The organism is Microbacterium azadirachtae, assembly GCF_000956545.1.
Lineage (GTDB): Bacteria > Actinomycetota > Actinomycetes > Actinomycetales > Microbacteriaceae > Microbacterium > Microbacterium azadirachtae.
In genome coordinates this window covers 42,512-62,155 of the sequence record NZ_JYIT01000077.1, presented here as the reverse complement: position 1 = coordinate 62,155, position 19,644 = coordinate 42,512, and the positions used below count along the sequence as shown (strand labels likewise).

15 protein-coding genes and 1 tRNA gene are annotated in these 19,644 nt (G+C 71.5%); 3 read left to right on the top strand and 13 right to left on the bottom strand.

Annotated elements, in window-relative coordinates; translation table 11 throughout:
- Positions 1 to 23: 23 nt before the first annotated feature.
- The 6 genes from RL72_RS10360 to RL72_RS10335 all read right to left on the bottom strand — a co-directional run bounded on the left by RL72_RS10360 (position 24) and on the right by RL72_RS10335 (position 3,388).
- The gene (locus tag RL72_RS10360) at positions 24 to 383 is read right to left on the bottom strand and encodes an iron chaperone (protein ID WP_045250757.1); all 360 of its coding nucleotides are present in this window, start codon (positions 381 to 383) and stop codon (positions 24 to 26) included.
- An 83-nt stretch (positions 384 to 466) separates the two neighbouring features.
- On the bottom strand, positions 467 to 1,156 hold the full coding sequence (gene rplA, locus RL72_RS10355; RefSeq protein ID WP_045250756.1) for a 50S ribosomal protein L1: 690 nt from the start codon (positions 1,154 to 1,156) through the stop codon (positions 467 to 469).
- Between the two features lie 11 nt (positions 1,157 to 1,167).
- On the bottom strand, positions 1,168 to 1,599 hold the full coding sequence (gene rplK, locus RL72_RS10350; RefSeq protein ID WP_045250755.1) for a 50S ribosomal protein L11: 432 nt from the start codon (positions 1,597 to 1,599) through the stop codon (positions 1,168 to 1,170).
- Between the two features lie 212 nt (positions 1,600 to 1,811).
- Positions 1,812 to 2,945, bottom strand: a complete 1,134-nt coding sequence (gene nusG, locus RL72_RS10345; RefSeq protein WP_045250754.1) for a transcription termination/antitermination protein NusG — start codon at positions 2,943 to 2,945, stop codon at positions 1,812 to 1,814.
- A gap of 55 nt (positions 2,946 to 3,000) precedes the next feature.
- Positions 3,001 to 3,276 (bottom strand): preprotein translocase subunit SecE, encoded by a 276-nt coding sequence (gene secE / locus RL72_RS10340; protein WP_045250801.1) that lies wholly within the window; start codon positions 3,274 to 3,276, stop codon positions 3,001 to 3,003.
- A 39-nt stretch (positions 3,277 to 3,315) separates the two neighbouring features.
- Positions 3,316 to 3,388, bottom strand: a tRNA-Trp gene (locus RL72_RS10335).
- Between the two features lie 233 nt (positions 3,389 to 3,621).
- On the opposite strand from RL72_RS10335, the gene RL72_RS10330 reads away from it, so the two are divergent.
- A complete protein-coding gene (locus tag RL72_RS10330) occupies positions 3,622 to 5,529 on the top strand; it encodes an HSP90 family protein (RefSeq protein ID WP_082072317.1) in 1,908 nt (635 codons plus the stop codon).
- Positions 5,529 to 8,336: a hypothetical protein gene (locus RL72_RS10325; protein WP_045250753.1), complete on the top strand. Its 2,808-nt coding sequence runs from the start codon at positions 5,529 to 5,531 to the stop codon at positions 8,334 to 8,336. Before RL72_RS10330 ends, RL72_RS10325 begins: the two co-directional genes overlap by 1 nt.
- Positions 8,337 to 8,399: 63 nt before the next feature.
- On the opposite strand, the gene poxB is transcribed toward RL72_RS10325, so the two are convergent.
- The 6 genes from poxB to gabT form a co-directional block, all read right to left on the bottom strand.
- A complete protein-coding gene (poxB, locus tag RL72_RS10320; protein WP_045250752.1) occupies positions 8,400 to 10,124 on the bottom strand; it encodes a ubiquinone-dependent pyruvate dehydrogenase in 1,725 nt (574 codons plus the stop codon).
- 225 nt (positions 10,125 to 10,349) lie between these two features.
- A complete protein-coding gene (locus RL72_RS10315; RefSeq protein WP_045250751.1) occupies positions 10,350 to 11,711 on the bottom strand; it encodes an NAD-dependent succinate-semialdehyde dehydrogenase in 1,362 nt (453 codons plus the stop codon).
- A gap of 137 nt (positions 11,712 to 11,848) precedes the next feature.
- On the bottom strand, positions 11,849 to 13,312 hold the full coding sequence (locus RL72_RS10310) for an NAD-dependent succinate-semialdehyde dehydrogenase (RefSeq protein WP_045250750.1): 1,464 nt from the start codon (positions 13,310 to 13,312) through the stop codon (positions 11,849 to 11,851).
- Positions 13,313 to 13,368: 56 nt separating this feature from the next.
- Complete coding sequence (locus RL72_RS10305) at positions 13,369 to 14,259, bottom strand: universal stress protein (RefSeq protein WP_045250749.1); 891 nt, start codon at positions 14,257 to 14,259, stop codon at positions 13,369 to 13,371.
- On the bottom strand, positions 14,259 to 15,683 hold the full coding sequence (locus RL72_RS10300; protein ID WP_045250748.1) for a flavin monoamine oxidase family protein: 1,425 nt from the start codon (positions 15,681 to 15,683) through the stop codon (positions 14,259 to 14,261). The genes RL72_RS10305 and RL72_RS10300 overlap by 1 nt, the downstream gene beginning before the upstream one ends.
- 120 nt (positions 15,684 to 15,803) lie before the next feature.
- Positions 15,804 to 17,165, bottom strand: coding sequence for a 4-aminobutyrate--2-oxoglutarate transaminase (gabT, locus tag RL72_RS10295; protein WP_045250799.1), 1,362 nt, complete (start codon positions 17,163 to 17,165; stop codon positions 15,804 to 15,806).
- A gap of 56 nt (positions 17,166 to 17,221) precedes the next feature.
- Here gabT and RL72_RS10290 point away from each other — a divergent pair, with 56 nt between their 5' ends.
- A complete protein-coding gene (locus RL72_RS10290; protein WP_248700443.1) occupies positions 17,222 to 18,766 on the top strand; it encodes a PucR family transcriptional regulator in 1,545 nt (514 codons plus the stop codon).
- 106 nt (positions 18,767 to 18,872) lie between these two features.
- Here the strand turns inward: RL72_RS10290 and RL72_RS10285 are convergent, their stop codons facing one another.
- Positions 18,873 to 19,571, bottom strand: coding sequence for an MBL fold metallo-hydrolase (locus RL72_RS10285; protein WP_045250747.1), 699 nt, complete (start codon positions 19,569 to 19,571; stop codon positions 18,873 to 18,875).
- Between the last annotated feature and the right edge of the window lie 73 nt (positions 19,572 to 19,644).

The window sequence follows — 19,644 nt, the reverse complement described above, 5'->3', positions numbered from 1 at the left end:
CCGATGCGGTCACGCGCTGGTGGTCAACGCCCGTCGATCTCCGCGAGGCGGAAGGAGACGAGATCGCGGATCAGATCCTCGGGGATCTCGGATCCGAGGGCGAAGCGGACGGCGCCGGTGCTCGCATCCGCGCCCGGGATCGTCGCGACGCGGCCCGCGACCGCCGCGACGGCCGCCGCGCTGAACGGGTAGACGCCGAGGTGCTTGGCAGCGCGGATGGCCGAGATCAGCACCTTTCCGTCGTGCTTGAGCGCGGGCATCCGGTATCCGGTGCCCTGCTCCGCGTCGGGGGCGAGCTCGCCCGCGATCTCATAGACCCGCGCGAGGGCGGCCCGATCCGCCGGATCCGAGACGGTCGCCAGGTAGTCGTCCACTGCACCCATGCGCTCATCCTGGCACGCGGACCGGGAACGACGAAGGTCCGCCCCGGCGAACCGGAGCGGACCTTCGTGACGCGACGTCAGCCTCAGATGGCGTTGACATCCAGCGGGATGCCGGGGCCGAACGTGGTCGACACCGCACCCTTCTGGATGTAGCGGCCCTTGGAGCTGGACGGCTTGAGGCGCACGATCTCCTCGAGCGCGGCCTTCATGTTCTCGTCGAGCTGCTCGGCCGAGAACGACGCCTTGCCGACGACGAAGTGCACGTTGGCGTGCTTGTCGACGCGGAACTCGATCTTTCCGCCCTTGATCTCCTCGACGGCCTTGGCCGCGTTCGGGGTCACGGTGCCGGTCTTCGGGTTCGGCATCAGGCCACGCGGACCCAGCACCTTGCCCAGACGGCCGACCTGGCCCATGAGCTCGGGGGTGGAGACGGCCGCGTCGAACGCGGTCCAGCCGCCGGCGACCTTCTCGATGAGCTCGGCGCCGCCGACCTCGTCCGCACCCGCGGCGATCGCGGCCTCAGCGGCCGGACCCGTCGCGAACACGATGACGCGGGCGGTCTTGCCGGTGCCGTGCGGGAGGATGACGGTGCCGCGCACCATCTGGTCCGCCTTGCGCGGGTCGACCGAGAGCTTCAGCGCGACCTCGACGGTGGAGTCGAACTTCGCGGAGCCGGTCTCCTTCGCGAGGGCGACGGCCTCGGCGGGGGTGTAGAAGCGGTCTGCCTCGATCTTCGCGGCAGCAGCGTTGTAAGCCTTGGACTTGGTAGCCATTGTTATCTCCCTCAGCCCTCGACCGTGATGCCCATGGAACGGGCGGTTCCGGCGATGATCTTGGACGCGGCGTCGATGTCGTTCGCGTTCAGGTCGGCCTGCTTCTGCTCGGCGATCTGACGGACCTGCTCGGCGGTGATCTTCGCGACCTTGACGGTGTGCGGAGTGGCGGAGCCCTTCTGCACGCCCGCAGCCTTCTTGATCAGCTCGGCGGCCGGCGGGGTCTTCAGGATGAACGTGAAGCTGCGGTCCTCGTAGACGGTGATCTCGACGGGGATGACGTTGCCGCGCTGCGACTCGGTCGCCGCGTTGTACGCCTTGCAGAACTCCATGATGTTGACGCCATGCTGACCGAGCGCGGGGCCGATCGGCGGCGCCGGGTTGGCAGCGCCGGCGTTGATCTGGAGCTTGATCAGGCCGGTCACCTTCTTCTTCGGTGCCATAGTGATTCCTTTCTCGAGCGGATGCTCGCGCATCCCTCTCCCGCGGATCCGGCATCTCCGGAACGCGGTGCCGTCTGCACGCACGACGAACGGGCGCACAAACCATAGAAGTCTACCCGATCCTCGACTCCGGCGCACATCGACGGTCCTGGACAGACGAGGAACGGCCGCCCCTCGGGGACGGCCGTTCCGCATGCGCTTCGAGAGAAGCGTCAGATCATCTTGGTGACCTGGTCGAACGACAGCTCGACCGGGGTCTCGCGCTCGAAGAGCGACACGAGCACGGTGAGCTTGCCGCTCTCCGGCTTGATCTCGGAGATCGATCCCGGAAGGCCGGCGAACGAGCCCTCCTTGATCGTGATCGTCTCGCCGATCTCGAAGTCGACCTCGGCGGTGAGCGGACGCGCCACGGCGGTGCCACCCTTGGCCGCGACAGCCTTGGCCGTAGGGACGTCCTTCACCTCGACGAGCGACTTCAGCATGTTGAAGGCCTCTTCGAAGCGCAGCGGCGTCGGGTTGTGCGCGTTGCCCACGAAGCCGGTGACGCCGGGGGTGTGCCGCACGACGGACCAGGTGTCCTCGTTCAGCTCCATGCGCACGAGCACGTAGCCGGGGATCCGGACGCGCGTGACCATCTTGCGCTGACCGTTCTTGATCTCGACGACGTCCTCCATCGGGACCTCGATCTGGTAGATGTCGTCCTCGACCTCGAGCGTCGACTTGCGCTGCTCGATGTTGGCCTTCACCTTGCGCTCGAAGCCGGCGTAGGAGTGGATGACGTACCACTTGCCGGGGAGCATGCGCAGGTCCATGCGGAAGGCCTCGTACGGGTCCTCCTCCGCGTCGGCCGCGTCGACGTCCTCAGGGACGCTCGCTGCATCGGCCGGGTCAAGCTCGGACTCCACCGCGTCGACCACACCGGCGGCCGCGTCGATCTCGGCGACCTCCTCGGGGTCGAGCACGGGTGCGTCCTCGTCGCCGTTCACGTCGGGGCCGTCGTAGGGCGTGACCTGGTCGGCGGCGGCGGCCTCACGGTCTGCGGCCTCCTCGGCCACGGCGTCGTTGAGGACCTCTGCGGCAGCCTCGGACTCGGCCGCCTGGTCCAGGTTGAGAGCGTCGTTCACGATGGCGTCTGCCTCCGGGTCTTCTTCGAAATCGATGTCTTCGTCGTCCACGTCGCCGTCGTCATCGCCCTCGATGTGCAGGGCGACCCGCTCGGCGGCGGTGACGGCGCGCTCCTCGGAGGCGAGCACGTCGCCCTCCTGGGCCTCGTCGTCCTCGCTGGACTGCTCAGCGGCGGTCGCCCAGTCGACGTCGTCTCCGAGGTATCGTTCGCGTTCGGACACTTGCTCTTCTCTCCTTCAGGTTCGGCCCGGGGTCAGCTGCCGCCGGGCCGCGGGATCACGCGGTTTTCCCGGGAACCCCGAAGACTTGCGTCGTCAGCCACGAGAAGGCCATGTCGAGCCCGTACACCAGGGCCATCATCACGATGACGAAGCCCAGAACGACCAGGGTGTACTTGACGAGCTCCTTGCGCGTGGGGGTGACCACCTTGCGGAGCTCCGCGATCACCTGACGGAAGAACAGCGCGATGCGACCGAAGAAGCCCAGCTTCTTGTCGCGGCTCGCGCCGCCGTTCGCCGTGGGAACCACGGCGCCCGATGCGTCCTGAACCATCCTCGAGTACCTTTCGTGTGCCGGCTGCGCGCCGACGCGCAGGGCGGACAGGAATCGAACCTGCAACCTGCGGTTTTGGAGACCGCTGCTCTGCCAATTGAGCTACCGCCCTAGAGATCCGGAGATCTCTGTCCGCATCCTCTCTGCGCTCGGGATGACCCGGGGCACGGCGAAAGAATGCAGACAACAACTGCTCGTCCAGTGTACGGCATCCGCACGGACGGTCCGAACCGAGGGCGCATCCCGGGCGCGGCCGGGCGTGGCGGACGGGGCACCGGCGAGGGTTGTTAGGCTCGGAAGACGGGCCTGCGGCGCCCGCGGCGGACGTGGAGACGAGGGGGGCCGATGGGGACGGAGGACGGCGCTCGGGCGGAGGCGCAGCAGTTCCAGGTGGACCTGCGCGGAGTCGTCGATCTGCTGAGCCGGCACATCTACTCGAGCCCCCGGGTCTACCTGCGCGAGCTGCTGCAGAACGCCCGCGACGCCGTCACGGCGCGGCGCGAGGTCGACGGCGGCGGCGGCACCATCCGCATCCGGCCGCTCCCCGCAGCGGATCCCTCGGACGCGAGCGGAGCGGACGCGGAGTTCGTCCTCAGCGACGACGGCGTCGGACTCACCGCGACCGAGGTCGCGGAGCTGCTGGCCACTGTCGGACGCAGCTCCAAGCGGGACATCTTCGACCTGCCCCGCAGCGACTACCTCGGCCAGTTCGGCATCGGGCTGCTGAGCTGCTTCATGGTGGCCGACACCATCCGCATCCGCTCGCGCAGCGCCTGCGGCGGCGCCCCGGTCGAGTGGATCGGATCCGCCGACGGCACGTTCCGCGTGCGCGAGCTCGACGAGGACCTGCCGGTCGGCACCAGCGTGCACCTGATCCCGCGGTTCGACGCGGGCGACCTGCTCCGGGCCCCCGCTGTCCGCGAGCTCGCGGAGACGTTCGCCGAGTTCCTGCCCGTCTCCGTGCTGCTGGAGACCGGCGGCGGCACCGACTCGATCACGCACGCCGCTCCGTTCCTCGCCCCGCGGGAGGATCCGGCCGCGGTGGTGCAGTACGGCCGCGAGCTCCTCGGCGCGACGCCGCTGGATGTGATCGAGCTGGCCGATGCCGCCACCGGCACGCGCGGCATCGCCTACGTGCTGCCCTTCGCTCCCCCGCCCGGCGCCCGCCAGGCCACCCGCATGTACCTCGGCCGGATGCTGCTCTCCGAGCGCGCCGACGACGTGCTCCCGGACTGGGCGTTCTTCGTCCGCGCGGTGATCGACTCGACCGGCCTGAACCCGACCGCCAGCCGGGAGGCCCTCGTCGAGGACGAGGCGCTCGCCCGGGTCCGCGAGGAGCTGGGTGCCGCGATCCGGCGCTGGGTGCTCGAGCTGGGCCTGCGCGAACCGCACCGGCTCGCGCAGTTCGTGGCGGTGCACGAGGTGGGGCTCAAGTCCCTCATCCGTCACGACGAGGAGCTCGCGCGCTTCATCACGCGCTGGCTCACGGTCGAGACGACGCACGGCACGATGAGCGTGGGGGATCTGGTCGAGCGCTTCGACCGCATCCGCTACGCGGACACCGTGGACGAGTTCCGCCAGGTGGCCGGCATCAGCCGTCCGGAGCACGTGCTGGTCAACGGCGGCTACCTCTACGACGCGGATCTGATCCGCAGCCTGCCGGAGCTGCATCCCGCCGTCGCGGTCGAGCGCGTCGACGTCGTCGGCGAGCTGGACCGGCTGGATCCGCCGCCGCTCGACGACCGCGCCGATGCGGTCGCGCTGGAGGACCGCGCCTCGGCGGTGCTCGCCGAGGTGGGGTGCCGCGTGGTGGTGCGCATGATCGATCAGCCCGAGCTCCCCTCGCTGTACGTCGCGGACCCCGCCGTGCTGCGCCGCCTCGACCGCACCCGCACCAAGGGCGCCAGCGGGGCGCTCTGGGGCGGCGTGCTGGACCGGATCGACGAGGCGGTCTCCCCGGCGGGCGACGACGCGTCGGCCGCCCGCCTCTGCCTCAACGGCGCCAACCGCGCGGTGCGGGCGCTGCGCGACGTCGCCGACGACGCCGTGTTCGCGCGCACCGTGCAGCTGCTCTACATCCAGGCGCTGCTGGCGGGGCACCGCCCGCTGAGCGACGCCGACCGCGCGCTGATGACCGGCGCCCTCGCCGATCTCGTCGCGCTCTCGGCCGGCGTCGTCCCGGGCGCCCCCGATCCGCTCCCGGTCGTCCTCTCCGACGACGATCCGACCGCTCTCGACCCCGAGGATGGATGATGACAGGCCAGAACACGCAGCTGACCCGGCTGTTCGAGGAGATCGACCGCACCCCGTGGGGACCGCACGAGCAGGAGCTCGTCGCACAGGCCGTCGCGCTCGCCCAGGAGCTCGGCGACGAGACGCTCGAGTACCAGGCCCGCATGAGGCAGACCGCGTCCGCGAACATGGGCGGGCTGACCGATCTGATGCTGAGCTCGTTCGCGTGGTGCCTGGCCCGCCATGACGCCGACCCGGCGCGCTTCCCGGCCGACATCGACAACGGCGCCGCCGACCTGATGTGGCAGTTCAAGTGGATGGCGTCGTCGCTGCGCGGGTCGCCCGCCTTCGCCCCGGAACAGATCGCCGCCGTGCTCGACGACATGGAGTCCCACTACCGCGCCGCGGGCCTCGGACCCAGCGGCGTGCTCATGGCCCGCTTCGAGGATGCGCACGCCGCCGGCCGCCTGGACGAGGCGGAGCAGCTCCGCATCCGGCTCGAGACCACGCCGCGCGACTCCCACAGCCACTGCGACGCGTGCGGGCGCAGCCAGATCGCCGGCTTCTTCGCCGACACGGGCCGCGACGAGGAGGCGATCCGGCTCGTCGAGGAGATGGTCGAGGGCGGCTTCTCCTGCGGCGAGGAGCCCGAGCACGCGCTCTCGCTGGCTCTGCTCCCCTACCTGCGTCTCGATCGCGGCGAGGAGGCGAAGGCGGCGCACCTGCGCAGCTACCGCCTCGCCAAGGACAACCCGGACCTGCTGACCGCGATCGCGAACAGCATCCGCTTCTGCGCGATCACCGGCAACGAGGCGCGCGCGCTCGCGCTCGTCGAGCGGCACCTGCCCTGGCTCGCGCACGACGCCCTCAACGCGCAGGGGCACTTCGGGATGCTCACCGCGGTCGGCACCGCGCTCGACGCCGTCGCTGCCGCCGGACACGGGACCACACCGGTGCGGGGTGCGGACGCGGCCGGGCTGGAGCGGTTCTTCGGACCGCACGAGGGCGTCTGGACCGCGGCCGAGCTGGCCCCGGTCGCCTGGGCCGGAGCGGAGCGCCTCGGCGCGCGCTTCGACGAGCGCGACGGCACCGACAACCATGCCCGTCGCCTGCAGAACGCGCGGCAGAGGGCCGCGGAGCGCTACGAGGTGCCGATCCGCAGCGACGTGTTCACGGCCCCCGCGCCGGAGACGACTCCGGCCGACGCCGACGGCTGGTACCGCCGCGCGCTGGACATCTCCGGCTACGGGGCGGCCGCCGAGACGCTGGACATCCTGCCGCACGTGATCGACGAGGTGGATCCCGAGCGCCGCGCCGTGCTCACCGGACAGCGCCTGGCGGCGCTGGTGAATCTGGAGCGGATCGACGAGGCCCAGGAGCTGCTGCCCGACCGGATCCGCACGCTGCGCGCCGCAGGACGGCACGCCCAGGCAGACCTCGAGGAGCGGTTCGGGCTGGCGCTGTTCGGCACGGCCACCGCGGAGGACACGGCCGCGCTCGCGGAGCTCCTCGCGGAGTCCGCGGATCCGGCCGCCGTCCTGCCGCCGGACACCCGGGGCGACATCGCCCTCACGATCGCCTTCGGCCGGATCGACGACGACCCCGACGCCGCGCTCGAGCTCGCGGAGCAGGCGGGAGCGCTGTTCGCCCGGGCCGGGGACGCCCGGATGGGATACGGCGCCGAGTTCGCCGCGATCATGGCGCTGCTGCGTGCGGACCGCACAGAAGCGGGGAACGCCCGGATCGAGCGTCTTCTCGCCGACCCCGAACTCCCCCGCGGCGTGCGCGCGCGCACGCTCGAGCTGCGGGCACGGATCCGCGGCGGGCGCGGCGAGTTCACCGAGGGCGCCGCCGACGCCGACGAGGCGAGCCGCCTCCTCGCGGAGCTGGGAGGACGGGTCTCGCTCGCGAACGCGCAGATGCTCGCCGGAGCGCTCTGGGAGGACGCGGAGGCTCCCGAGCAGGCGCTCGCCCGCTATCGCGTCGGCGCCCGCCTCGTGGAGCAGACCGGCGGAGACGTCGCCGCGGCGAAGTACCGCGTGGCGCGCACGATGCTGAGCTCCGGAGCCGCCGACGAGGCGGCGGAGCTGTTCGGCGAGGTGCTGCAGCTCGAGGAGCGCACCGACGTCCCAGCGGGAAGCCGCGCGATGACCGCGCTCATGCTCGCCCGGGCCTTCCGCGCCGCGGGAGAGGGCGGGCAGGCGTACGGCGTGTTCGGCTATGCGGCGGAGCTCTTCGGAGAGGCCGAGAACCCGGCCGACCAGGCGCTCGCGCTGATGAGTCGAGCCCAGATCCTCGCGCAGTACGAGGAGCCGGAGCAGGCGGTGGCGACGCTCGAGGAGGCTGCGCAGATCGTGCGCACCGCCGAGGACGCCCCGGCCGCCGTCGTCGAGGTGCTCCACAACCTCGGCCAGTCCTACGGGGCGCGGCGCGACGACCGCGCCTTCGCCCTGTTCGACGAGGTCGAGGAGATCGCCCGCGCGAACGACGCCGCCTGGGTGATCGCAGACGTCCGCGACTCCCGGGCGAGGGCCCTGCTCGCCGCCGACCGCATCGACGAGGGCGTCGCCGCCGCGCTCACCGCCTCGGACGCGTTCGCCGAGGTCGGCGACCCGCAGTCCGCCGGCGGGTCGGCCCTGCTCGCGGCGCGGGCGCTGCACGGCGTCGGCCGCGCCGCGGACGCCGTCGCCGCATACCGGGCCGTGCTCGACCAGGCCGAGCAGATCCCGCCGCTGCGCCAGATCGCCGCGCTCGAGCTCGGCGACGTGCTGCAGGGCCTGGGCCGCGAGGCCGAGGCCGCCGAGGTGCGCCGGCTGGCGGAGGACTGAACAGGGTCCGGATCCCCTCCCCGCATATCCCAGAGGACGGCGGCGGACGGGATCCGGATCAGCTCAGAACAGCTGACGCCAGTTGGCCTTGGCGAGATCGAGCAGCTCGTCACCACGACCCGAGAGCACGGTGCGGATCGCGTACAGCGCGAAGCCCTTCACCTGCTCCGCGTTCACCGCGGGCGGCATCGACAGCTCCTGCCGCTCGGTGACCACGTCGAGCAGCGCGGGGCCGTCGTGGGCCAGCACCTCGGCGAGCGCCGCGGGAAGATCCTCGCTGCGCTCCACCCGGCGGGCAAAGATGCCCATGGCTTCTGCGACCGCAGCGAAGTCGGGGTTGCGCAGCTCGGTGCCGTAGTTCACGAAGCCGGCGGCCTTCATCTCGAGCTCGACGAAGTTCAGCGAGGAGTTGTTCACGACGATCGTCTTGACCGGCAGGTCGTTCTGGGTGAGGGAGATCAGCTCGCCCAGCATCATCGTGAGCCCGCCGTCCCCGGCGAGCGCCACGACCTGGCGGCCGGGTTCGGACGCCTGCGCGCCGATGCCGTGCAGCAGGGCATTCGCCATGGACCCGTGGTTGAAGGATCCGATCAGCCGGCGCTTCCCGTTCATGTGCAGGTAGCGGGCCGCCCAGACCGTAGGCGAGCCGACGTCCGCCGTGAACACGGCGTCGTCGGCGGCCGCCTCGTCCAGCAGCCGCGCCAGGTACTGCGGATGGATGGGCGCCTTGCCCCGCGACGGCACCGCCAGCTCGTCGAGCTTCGCGCGCGTCTTGCGGTAGTGCGCCGTGGCGTCGTCGAGGTGGGCCCGTCGACGATCGCCCTTGAGGCGCGGAAGCAGGGCCGCCGCGGTCGCGCCGACGTCGCCGACCAGGCCCAGATCGAGCGGGTGCCGCCGCCCGAGGTTCTCGCCGCGGATGTCGACCTGGATCGTGGTGGCGTCCGCCGGATAGAACTGCGGATAGGGGAAGTCGGATCCGAGGATCAGGAGGGCGTCCGCGCCCTCCATCGCGCGGTAGCCCGACGCGAAGCCGAGCAGTCCCGTCATCCCCACGTCGAACGGGTTGTCGTACTCGACGAACTCCTTGCCGCGCAGCGCGTGCACGACCGGTGCGGCGAGACGGTCGGCGAGCGCCACGACCTCGTCGTGCGCGCCCTCCGCGCCCGCGCCGGCGAGGATCGTCACCTTCGACGCCGCGTTCAGCAGGGTGGCCGCCCGCTCCAGCTCGTCCGGGGCGGGCACGACGATCGGGCGGCTGCGCTCGATCACGGCGACGCGGTCGTCCACCGCCTCCGCCAGGGCGATATCGCCGGGGATCACCAGCACCGCGACGCCGCGCCGGGCGATCGCCTGGCGCATCGCGACCTGCAGCAGCCGCGGCATCTGCACCGGATCCGAGACGTACTCGACGTACACGCTGCACTCGCGGAACAGCTCCTGCGGGTGCGTCTCCTGGAAGTACTGGGTGCCGATCTCGCTGGTCGGGATGTGCGCCGCGATCGCGAGCACCGGCACGCGCGAGCGGTTCGCGTCGTAGAGGCCGTTGATCAGGTGCAGGTTGCCCGGCCCGCAGGATCCGGCGACGACGGCGAGGTCGCCGGTGAGCGCGGCCTCCGCCGCGGCGGCGAAGGCGGCGGTCTCCTCGTGGCGCACGTGCACCCAGCGGATCGTGCCGTCCTTGCGGAGCGCGTCGGTGAAGCCGTTCAGGGAGTCCCCCGGGATCCCGTACACGCGCTTCACCCCGTTCGCGTGGAGGGAGCTGACGATGTTCTCGGCGACGGTGGTCATGGATGCCTCTCGTGAAAGCGAACAGGGCATCTCGAGGCTACGCCCGCAGGCGTGGGCGAGGGCCGGAGGGATCCGATCCCCGGTTCTCGAACCGTCTCCTGATGCTCTCTTCGAGGTGTGCGCACACTCCGGGCGGGACACGACGAAGGGCCGGACGACGTCGGTCACGTCGTCCGGCCCTTCCTTCCCGCTGAGTGCGGCGGGACGGGATCCGAGTCGCCGGAATCAGGCCACGCGGATGAGCTTCTTGTTCACGAACTCGTCCGCGGCCAGCAGACCGAGCTCGCGCGAGGTGCCGCTGCGCTTCACGCCGCCGAAGGGCAGCTCCGGGCTGTCGGCGAGCACGACGTTGACGTAGACCATGCCCGCATCGATGCCGTTCGCCACACGCTCGGCCTGCGCCTCGTCCGTGGTGTAGACGTAGGAGCCGAGCCCGAAGGAGGTGTCGTTGGCGAGGGCGACGGCCGCATCCTCGTCCGCCACGCGGTAGACCACCGCAGCCGGGCCGAACAGCTCCTCGCGGTACACGTCCATCTCCGGCGTCACGTCGGCGAGCAGCGTCGGCGCGTAGAACGCCCCCTCGCGCGTGCCTCCGGTCAGCAGCGTCGCCCCCTGAGCGACCGCGGTGTCGACCTGCTTCTGCAGGTTGACCGCGGCGGCCTCGGACACGAGCGGGCCGAGGACGGTGTCCTCCTGGGTCGGGTCGGCCGGCGTGACCGCGGCGAGAGCGGCGACCGCCTTCTCGACGAACGCGTCGTACAGGCCGTCGACCACGATGAACCGCTTGGCGCCGTTGCAGGCCTGGCCGTTGTTGTCCAGGCGCGCCGCGACGGCTGCCTCGACCGTGGCGTCCAGGTCGTCCGTGGAGAGCAGGATGAACGGGTCGGATCCGCCGAGCTCCAGAGCGACCTTCTTCAGGTTGCGGCCGGCGATCTCGGCGACCGCGGCGCCCGCACGCTCGGAGCCCGTGACCGAGACGCCCTGCACGCGCGGGTCCGCGACGATCGCGGCGGACTGCTCGTTGGTGGCGTAGACGTTCACGTAGGCGCCGTCGGGAAGGCCCGCGTCGCGGTAGATCTCCTCGAGGATCGCCGCGGACTCGGGGCACTGCGGCGCGTGCTTGAGGATGATCGTGTTGCCGATCGCCAGGTTCGGGCCTGCGAAGCGCGCGACCTGGTAGGCCGGGAAGTTCCACGGCATGATGCCGAACAGCACGCCCAGCGGGGCCTTGCGGATGACCGCCGAGCCGTCTCCGAGGATGTCCAGCGGCTGGTCGGCGGTGATCTTCTCCGCGTTGTCGGCGTAGAACTCGATGATGTCGGCGGCGAAGTCGACCTCGCCCGCGGCGGCGGCGAGCGGCTTGCCCATCTCCCGGGTGATGATCGCGGCGAACTCGTCGCGGCGGGCGCGGTGGCCCTCGGCGATCCGGCGCACGACCGCGGCGCGCTCGGCGACGGGCGTGCGACCCCAGACCGCGGCGGCCGCGTGGGCGCGCGCGACGGCGTCGTCGATCTGCGCGTCGGTGAAGGTCTCGTAGGTGGCCAGGGTCTCGCCCGTGGCCGGGTTGACGACGGCGTAGTCGGTCATTCCGGTTCCTTTCAGTGGGTTGTGTGGCCCGTCTGTGTGCGTCGAACCGTTGCAGGCGGAGGCCTCGTCCAACAGTTTGACGCAAACAGACGGGAAGGGGCCGGCCCTCGCCGTGGAGCGAGGACCGGCCGGGGAACTCAGTCGACCGGGATCAGCGTGTACTTGGTCGAGAGGTACTCGTGGATGCCCTCGAAGCCGCCCTCGCGGCCGACGCCGGACTGCTTGACGCCGCCGAAGGGGGCCGCCGCGTTGGACACGACGCCCACGTTCAGGCCCATCATGCCCGTCTCGAGCGCGTCGATCATCCGGTGACCCCGGGCCAGATCCTGCGTGAAGACGTAGGAGACCAGGCCGTACTCGGTGTCGTTGGCGAGGCGCACCGCCTCCGCCTCGTCCGCGAAGGTCGCGATCGCCAGCACCGGGCCGAAGATCTCCTCGCGGAGGATCTCGCTGCCGGCCTGCACGTTCGCGAGCACGGTGGGCTCGTAGAAGGATCCGACGCCCTCGACGGCCTTGCCGCCCGAGAGCAGCGTCGCGCCGCGCTCGACCGCGTCGCCCACGAGCTCCGCGGCCTTGGCCACGGCGTCGTCGTCGATCAGCGGGCCGATCGTGACGCCCTCCTCGGTGCCGCGGCCGATCTTCATCGCGTCCACGCGCTCGGTGATGCGGCGCGCGAACTCGTCGGCGACGTCCTTGTGCACGATGAAGCGGTTCGCCGCGGTGCAGGCCTGCCCGATGTTGCGGAACTTGGCAGCCAGCGCGCCCTCGACGGCCTTGTCCAGATCCGCGTCCTCGAAGACGACGAACGGGGCGTTGCCGCCGAGCTCCATCGACACGCGCAGCACGCCCTCCGCCGCCTGGGCGATGAGCTTGCGGCCGACCTCGGTCGAGCCCGTGAAGGACAGCTTGCGCAGACGCGGGTCGGCGATGATCGGCGCCGACAGCGCGGACGAGCGCGAGGTCTGCACGACGTTCACGACGCCCGCGGGGAGACCGGCCTCTTCGAGGAGCTTCACGAAGTAGATCGTGGTGAGCGGCGTCAGTGCCGGGGGCTTGATGACCACGGTGCAGCCGGCCGCGAGCGCGGGCGCGATCTTGCGCGTCGCCATCGCGAACGGGAAGTTCCATGGAGTGACGAAGAACGACGGGCCGACCGGTCGCTGGGACACGACCATGTGCCCGGTTCCCTCGGGGTTCAGGCCGTAGCGGCCGGAGATGCGCACGGCCTCCTCGCTGAACCAGCGCAGGAACTCGCCGCCGTAGCCGACCTCGCCGCGGGCCTCGGCCAGCGGCTTGCCCATCTCGACGGTCATGAGCAGCGCCAGGTCCTCCTTGTGCGCCTGCACGAGGTCGAACGCGCGGCGGAGAATGTCGCTGCGGGTGCGCGGCGGGGTCGCGGCCCACGCGTCCTGAGCGGCGACGGCGGCGTCGAGGGCACGGATGCCGTCGGCCGGCGACGCGTCGGCGATCGTGCGCACCACCTCGTTGGTCGCGGGGTCGCGCACGTCGAAGGTCTTGTCGCCCTCGGCGGCGATCCACTCGCCGGCGATGTAGAGCCCCGTCGGGACGCTCTCCAGCAGGGTCTTCTCCAGATCGGTCATGCGATCCTCCTTGTCAGATGCTTCGATTCTCATGCAATCGGATGGTGCGGGTCCGGTCAGGACCCAGAGTCTGCGCTGTCGTCCAGGCGTGTGCGCGGTACGACGATCATCGGCACAGGGATGACGTCGAGCATCTTCGCCGCGGTCGAGCCGAGGAACAGCCGCCGAGGCTGCGCGAGCCGGCTGGATCCGACCAGGATCAGCTCCCCCGGCAGCCAGGTCAGCCGGGCCACGGCCTCCTCGACCGTGTCCCCCGGGGCCCGCTCGAGCTCGGCGCGCACCCCCTGGGGCAGCTCCGTCTCCGCGCGGGCGAGCACATCGTCGCCGTGCGCCGCGCTCACCAGCCGGATCGCCTGCGGGTCGAACCCGCGCGGCACGTCGAACGCGACCAGCGAGACGAGCCGCAGCGTCGCCCCGGTCGCCGCCGAGAGCGCGACGGCGGCCTCCAGGAGCGCATCGGCTCCCGGGCGGTTGCCGATCGCGGCCGTGATCCGCGAGGTCGGCGCCTGCACGTCGGCACTGCGCGCGAAACCCGCGGGCGCCAGGGCCACGGGGATCGGCGACGAGTGCAGCAGCGCCTGTGCGACGCTGCCCATCCGGTGCAGCCCGATGGTGGCGCCGTTGGCCGCGCCGACGACGATCAGAGCCGCATCGAGCTGCTCCCCGGCGAGCACGAGCCCTTCGGCGAAGGAGTCGTGCACGCGCACGTGGGCGGTGTGCGCGACGTCGGCGGGGATCATCCCCTCCGCCTCGTCGAGCCACTGCCGCGCCTGCCCCTGGATGGGGCTCTCCCGCACCGGCTCCGCCGCGGACGTGTCGCCGTGGCCGGGCAGGACGATGAGCACGTGCAGGTGCCGCCGCGTGGCGCGGGCGAGTCGCACGCCCAGCGCCAGCGCGTCGGAACCGGTCTCCGTCGCCGTGTAGCCGACGACGATGGAGGTGGTCATCAGACCTCGGCGACGACGAGCTCTGGCGCGTCGTCGGCCGCCGTGTCGTCACCGCGGTCCGCCTCGAGGATCTGCGCGGCGGCGAGGCGACCCATGCGGATCGCGCCGTCGACGTGCTGGTACCCCGCGCCGGCCAGGTCGGAGCACGCGAAGTGGATCGGCCCGACGGGCGTGCGCAGGTCCTTGCCGTAGCGGTGCAGACCGCCCATGTCGAAGCTCGCCGCGTAGGCGCCGCGCGTCCACTCCTCGGTGCCCCAGTCGCTCTCGTAGTAGACGACCGGGTTCTTCGCCTCGGGACCGTAATAGTGCGAGAGCGACTCGAGGATCCGCTCCTTGCGCTCCTCGGCGCTGAGCTCGAACACGTCGTCGGCGTTCTGGTCGCTGACGAAGCCGACCAGGGTGCCGCGCTCGTCGCCGTGGTTGGTGTTGTCGTACGCCTCGTGGGAGAGCTCGTACGGGCTGAACGCGGTGCCGGACAGGCCCTGCTCGCGCCAGAACGGGCGGTCGTAGACGGCGTGCACCTTGATCACGAAGCCCATGGAGAGGTGCTGGTGCATCTGGTGCTGACGGCGCGGCAGCGACGGCACGAACGAGATCCGGTCGTACAGCACGGGGGCGTGCGCGAGGATCGCGTAGCGGGCGCGGACGGTGAGCGAGTCGGTGGTGGCGGTGACGCCGGCCCCAGAGCCTGTCGAGGGGTCGTCCCACTCCAGGGTGCGCACGGGCTGGTTCAGCAGCACGTCGTCGCCGAGGCGCTCGGCGAGCAGCAGCGGAACCTGCTGCAGACCGCCGACCACGCGCTTGTCCAGGATGAAGTCGGCGTCGACGAGGTGCGAGTAGGAGCCGGCGGACGCGGCCATGAGCAGCGACTGCAGCAGGGAGAACGCGTGCGTCGGCTTGGTGAGCATCGCGGATCCGGTCGCGAATGCGAGGTTGCGCACGGCCTCGTCGTCGTCGGTCTGCTGGCGCAGCCACGCGTCCCAGGTGATCGAGTCCCACTCGGCGGCCTTCGGGTGCGCGTACGGACGGTCGGGGTCGATCTCCGCCACCATCGCGTCGAGACGCTCGGTGATCTCGGCGATGACCTTCTCGGTCTCGGCCGAGACGGGGAACATCTCGCCCGTGAAGCGGTGCAGCGTGCCGTCGGGGCCGACGTAGACGCTGTCGCCCTCGCGGTAGCGGCTGAAGGTCTCCAGCCCGAGCTCGTCGATCGTCTCGATCAGCGCGTCCTGGTCGGGCGACACCCACTGGCCGCCGATCTCGAGCATCGCGCCGTCGATGACGTCGGTCCAGAGCCGGCCGCCGACCCGGTCACGGGCCTCCAGCACCACGACCGACAGACCCGCCTTGCGCAGTTCGTTCGCGGCGGTGGTGCCTGCGGCGCCCGCTCCCACGATGAGCACGTCACGGGTGATATCGGCCAATTTCGACTCCTTCATCGGTCTCGCACCGGGGCGGTGCGCAGTGCAGGTCTCCCTGCGGTTTTGTTGGAAAGTTGCCGGGCGCGATCCAGCATCCCCCGATCCCGATCGCGCCCGGACGTCTCAGTGGGCCGCGAGCGCGGCGGCGATGACGTCAAGACCCTCGTTCAGGAGGGCGTCGCCGATCGTCAGCGGGGGCAGGAAGCGGATCACGTTGCCGAACGTGCCGCAGGTGAGGACGATGACGCCCTGCGCGATCGCGGCCTTGGCGACCGCGGCGGTGAGCGCCGCGTCCGGGGCGCCGGTGGCCGGGTCGACGAACTCGGCGGCGATCATCGCACCGTGTCCGCGGATGTCGCCGAGGCGCGGGTCGCCGGCCTGGATCGCGGTGAGGCGGTCCTTGAGCAGAGCGCCGATCTCGACCGCGCGCTCCAGCAGACCCTCGGTCTCGTAGGCGTCGATCGCGGCGAGCGCCGCGGCACACGCCACCGGGTTGCCGCCGTAGGTGCCGCCGAGGCCGCCCGAGTGCGAGGCGTCCATGATCTCGGCGCGGCCGGTCACGGCCGCGAGCGGCATGCCGCCGGCGATGCCCTTCGCGGTCGTGATGAGGTCGGGCTCGATGCCGAAGATCTCGCTCGCGAACATCGCACCGGTGCGACCGAAGCCCGTCTGCACCTCGTCGGCGATGAACACGACGCCGTTTGCGCGGCACCACTCCACGATCGCGGGGAGGTATCCGTCGGCCGGGACGATGAAGCCGCCCTCGCCCTGGATCGGCTCGATGATCACGGCGGCCAGGTTGTCGGCACCGATCTGCTTCTCGAGCTGCAGGATCGTGCGGGCCGCCGCCTCAGCGCCGGAGAGCCCGTCGCGGAAGGGGTACGAGGCCTGCGCGCGGTACACCTCGGGGGCGAACGGGCCGAAGCCGCTCTTGTAGGGCATCGCCTTCGCGGTGAGCGCCATGGTGAGGTTGGTGCGGCCGTGGTAGCCGTGGTCGAAGGCCACGACCGCCTGGCGACCGGTGTGCTTGCGGGCGATCTTGATCGCGTTCTCGACGGCCTCGGCGCCGGAGTTGAACAGCGCGCTCTTCTTGGCGAAGTCGCCGGGGGTGAGGCGGTTGAGCGCCTCGGCGACCTCCACGTACGACTCGTACGGGGAGATCATGAAGCAGGTGTGGGTGAACTGCGCGGCCTGCGCGGCGATGGCCGCGGCGACCTTCGGGTGCGCGCTGCCCACGGTGGTCACGGCGATGCCGGACCCGAGGTCGATGAGCGAGTTGCCGTCGGCGTCGACGACCACGCCGCCGCCCGCGGCGACGGCCGCGACCGGCACCGTGTGACCGACTCCGGCGGGGACCGCGGTGGCCTTGCGGGCGAGGATCTCCGCCGAACGGGGGCCGGGGAGCTCGGTGACGAGGCGACGCTCCTGGGGAAGGGAGGGTCCGCCGAGGGGAAGGGTGTCAGCCTGCGCGTCGATGGTGCTCATGGCGTCGAGACTACGGAGGTCGACACCGCGGAGCATTCGCCGGCGCGTACAATCTGGTGGATGATTTCGCCGGCACGGCCACGTCGCTGCCGGCCGGGAAGGAGCACTCCGTGGACCAGGATCCCACCCTCCGCACACTGCTGGGACGGCGCGATCTGCACCTGCGCCTGGTCGGCGACGAGTCGGCGCTGCCCGCGGGATCCCTCGATCACCCGCTGCGTTGGGTGCACAACTCCGACCTCACCGATCCCACCCCGTTCCTCACCGACGATCTGGCGCTGCTGACGACCGGCACGCAGTTCGCCGACGACGACGCGGCGGGCGTCCGCGCCTACGTGCACCGGCTCGTGGACCGCGGGGTGGTCGCGCTCGGCTTCGGTACCGAGGTGCACCGCAGCGGCATCCCCGCCGACCTCGCGCACGCGTGCGCGCAGGCGAGCCTGCCCCTGTTCGAGGTGCCCTACGGGACGCCCTTCCTCGCCGTCGCCCGCGCCCACGCTGAGGCCATCGCCGCACAGGCGTACGCGCGTCGCACCTGGGCGCTGGAGACGCAGCGCGCCCTGTCCGTCGCGGCCCTGCGCCCGCACGGCCTGGAGTCCACGCTCACGGAGCTCTCCCGGCGCCTCGGCTGCTGGGTCGGCATGTACGACGCCGCGGGGCAGCTCGTCCACGAGCATCCGGAGGGCGGATCCTCGCCCGTCGTCGACGAGGCCGCCGCGGATCTGCTCGCGCGCGGCGGATCCGCGAACCGCGTCGTCGACGCCGGCGAGGCCGCGCACACCCTGCTGACCGTGGGGCGCGCCGGGCACCTCCGCGGCATCGTGGCGATCGCGAGCGGCACCCTCGATCCGGAGACCCGCGCCGTGGTGACCTCGGTCATCGCGATGGCCGGGCTGTCGCTCGAGCAGAGCGAGCAGCTCGCGCGCAGCCGTCGGCGCCTGCACCGTCAGCTGCTGGCCTCGCTCCTCACCGATGACCCGACCCTCGCGCGCCGCGTTCTGGGGGCCCTCCCGCCGGCGCCCGTGGTGGTCGCGGTGGCTGCCGGTCAGCGCCAGGGTGCGGTCGTGGAATGGTGGGAGCGGCAGCCGGCCGACGCTCCCGCGGCCTTCCTCGCCGAGTCGGAGGACGGGCTCGTGATGTGCCTCGCCGTCGGCGACGCCGGCGTGCTGGACGAGCTCGCCGCGCGGACGGACGTGCGCATCGGCGTCTCGGCGCCCGAGGAGTACTCCGCGTTCTCGCGTGCCCACGCGCAGGCGCTCACGGCGCTGCGGCGTTCGGGCGACGGGGTCGCGCGCTACGCCGACAGTGCCGAGTCGAGCGTGCTCGCGGCGTTCGCGACCGACGAGGCACGGCTGATCGCGGAGTCGCGCCTGGCCCCGCTGCGTCAGCACGACGCGCACGAGGGCTCCGAGCTCGAACGGTCGCTGCGGGTGTGGCTCGAGCACGACACGCGATTGGAGCCGGCCGCGGCCGCCCTGGGCGTACACCGTCACACGCTGCGCACGCGGATCGCTCAGGCGGCGATGATCCTGGATGCGGATCTCACGTCGTTCCCCGCGCGCGCCGAGCTGTGGGCGACACTCCGCACGGCCGGCGACTGAACCGCGCCTCCGCATCCGTCTATTTCTGCCAATCCGTCGGTTTGGAGCCCGAGGAACCACGGTTCGACAGAAATAGACGGCGCCCGGGGGCGCCCCGGGTCGGGTGTCAGCGCTTGAGCACCGCGAGCATCTCGGCGGCGGTGCCGTGGAAGATCGGACCGTGACCGACGACGATCTCGCGCTCGGGCAGCGCGCGCAGGCGCTCGAGGCTGCCGGGCGTGGCATCGGGGTCGTCGCTGAACGGACCGACCTGCACGTCGGACGAGCCGTTGAGCACGTGCCGGGTGGTGATCGCGTCGCCGACGAAGATCGCGTCGACGGCGGGGACGCGGATCGCGATGGATCCGGCAGAATGCCCCGGCATGCCGATGATCTGCGGGGATCCGGGCAGGTCGAGCACGTCGCCGTCGCGCACCGTGCGCACCTCGCCGAGGTGCTTCGGACGCAGGCCGCCACGGCGCAGAGCGGCGGCGAAGAACTGCAGCGTGGGACCGAGGCGCATGGCGCCGCCTGACGCGGAGGGCGTCTTCTCCCCCTGGGCGCGGCCCGCGTCGGCCTCGTGCACGTACGTCGGCACGCCGTGCTCGGAGCGCAGCCACTCGGCGACGCCGATGTGATCGCTGTCGCCGTGGGTCAGCACCACACCGCGGATGTCGGAGACGCTGCGGCCCGCGGCGGCGAGAGCCTGCTGCAGGATCCGGCGGTCGCCCGGAAGCCCTGCGTCGATGAGCGTGACGCCCTCGTCGGTGACGACGGCGTGCATGGCGACGATGTCGTCGCCGATCCGGAGGAGTTCTGCGTTCATGATGGCTACGCTACATAGCTATCATGGCTACTGTCAATAGCCTTATGATGAGGTTCCGGGATCCCCGCAGGAC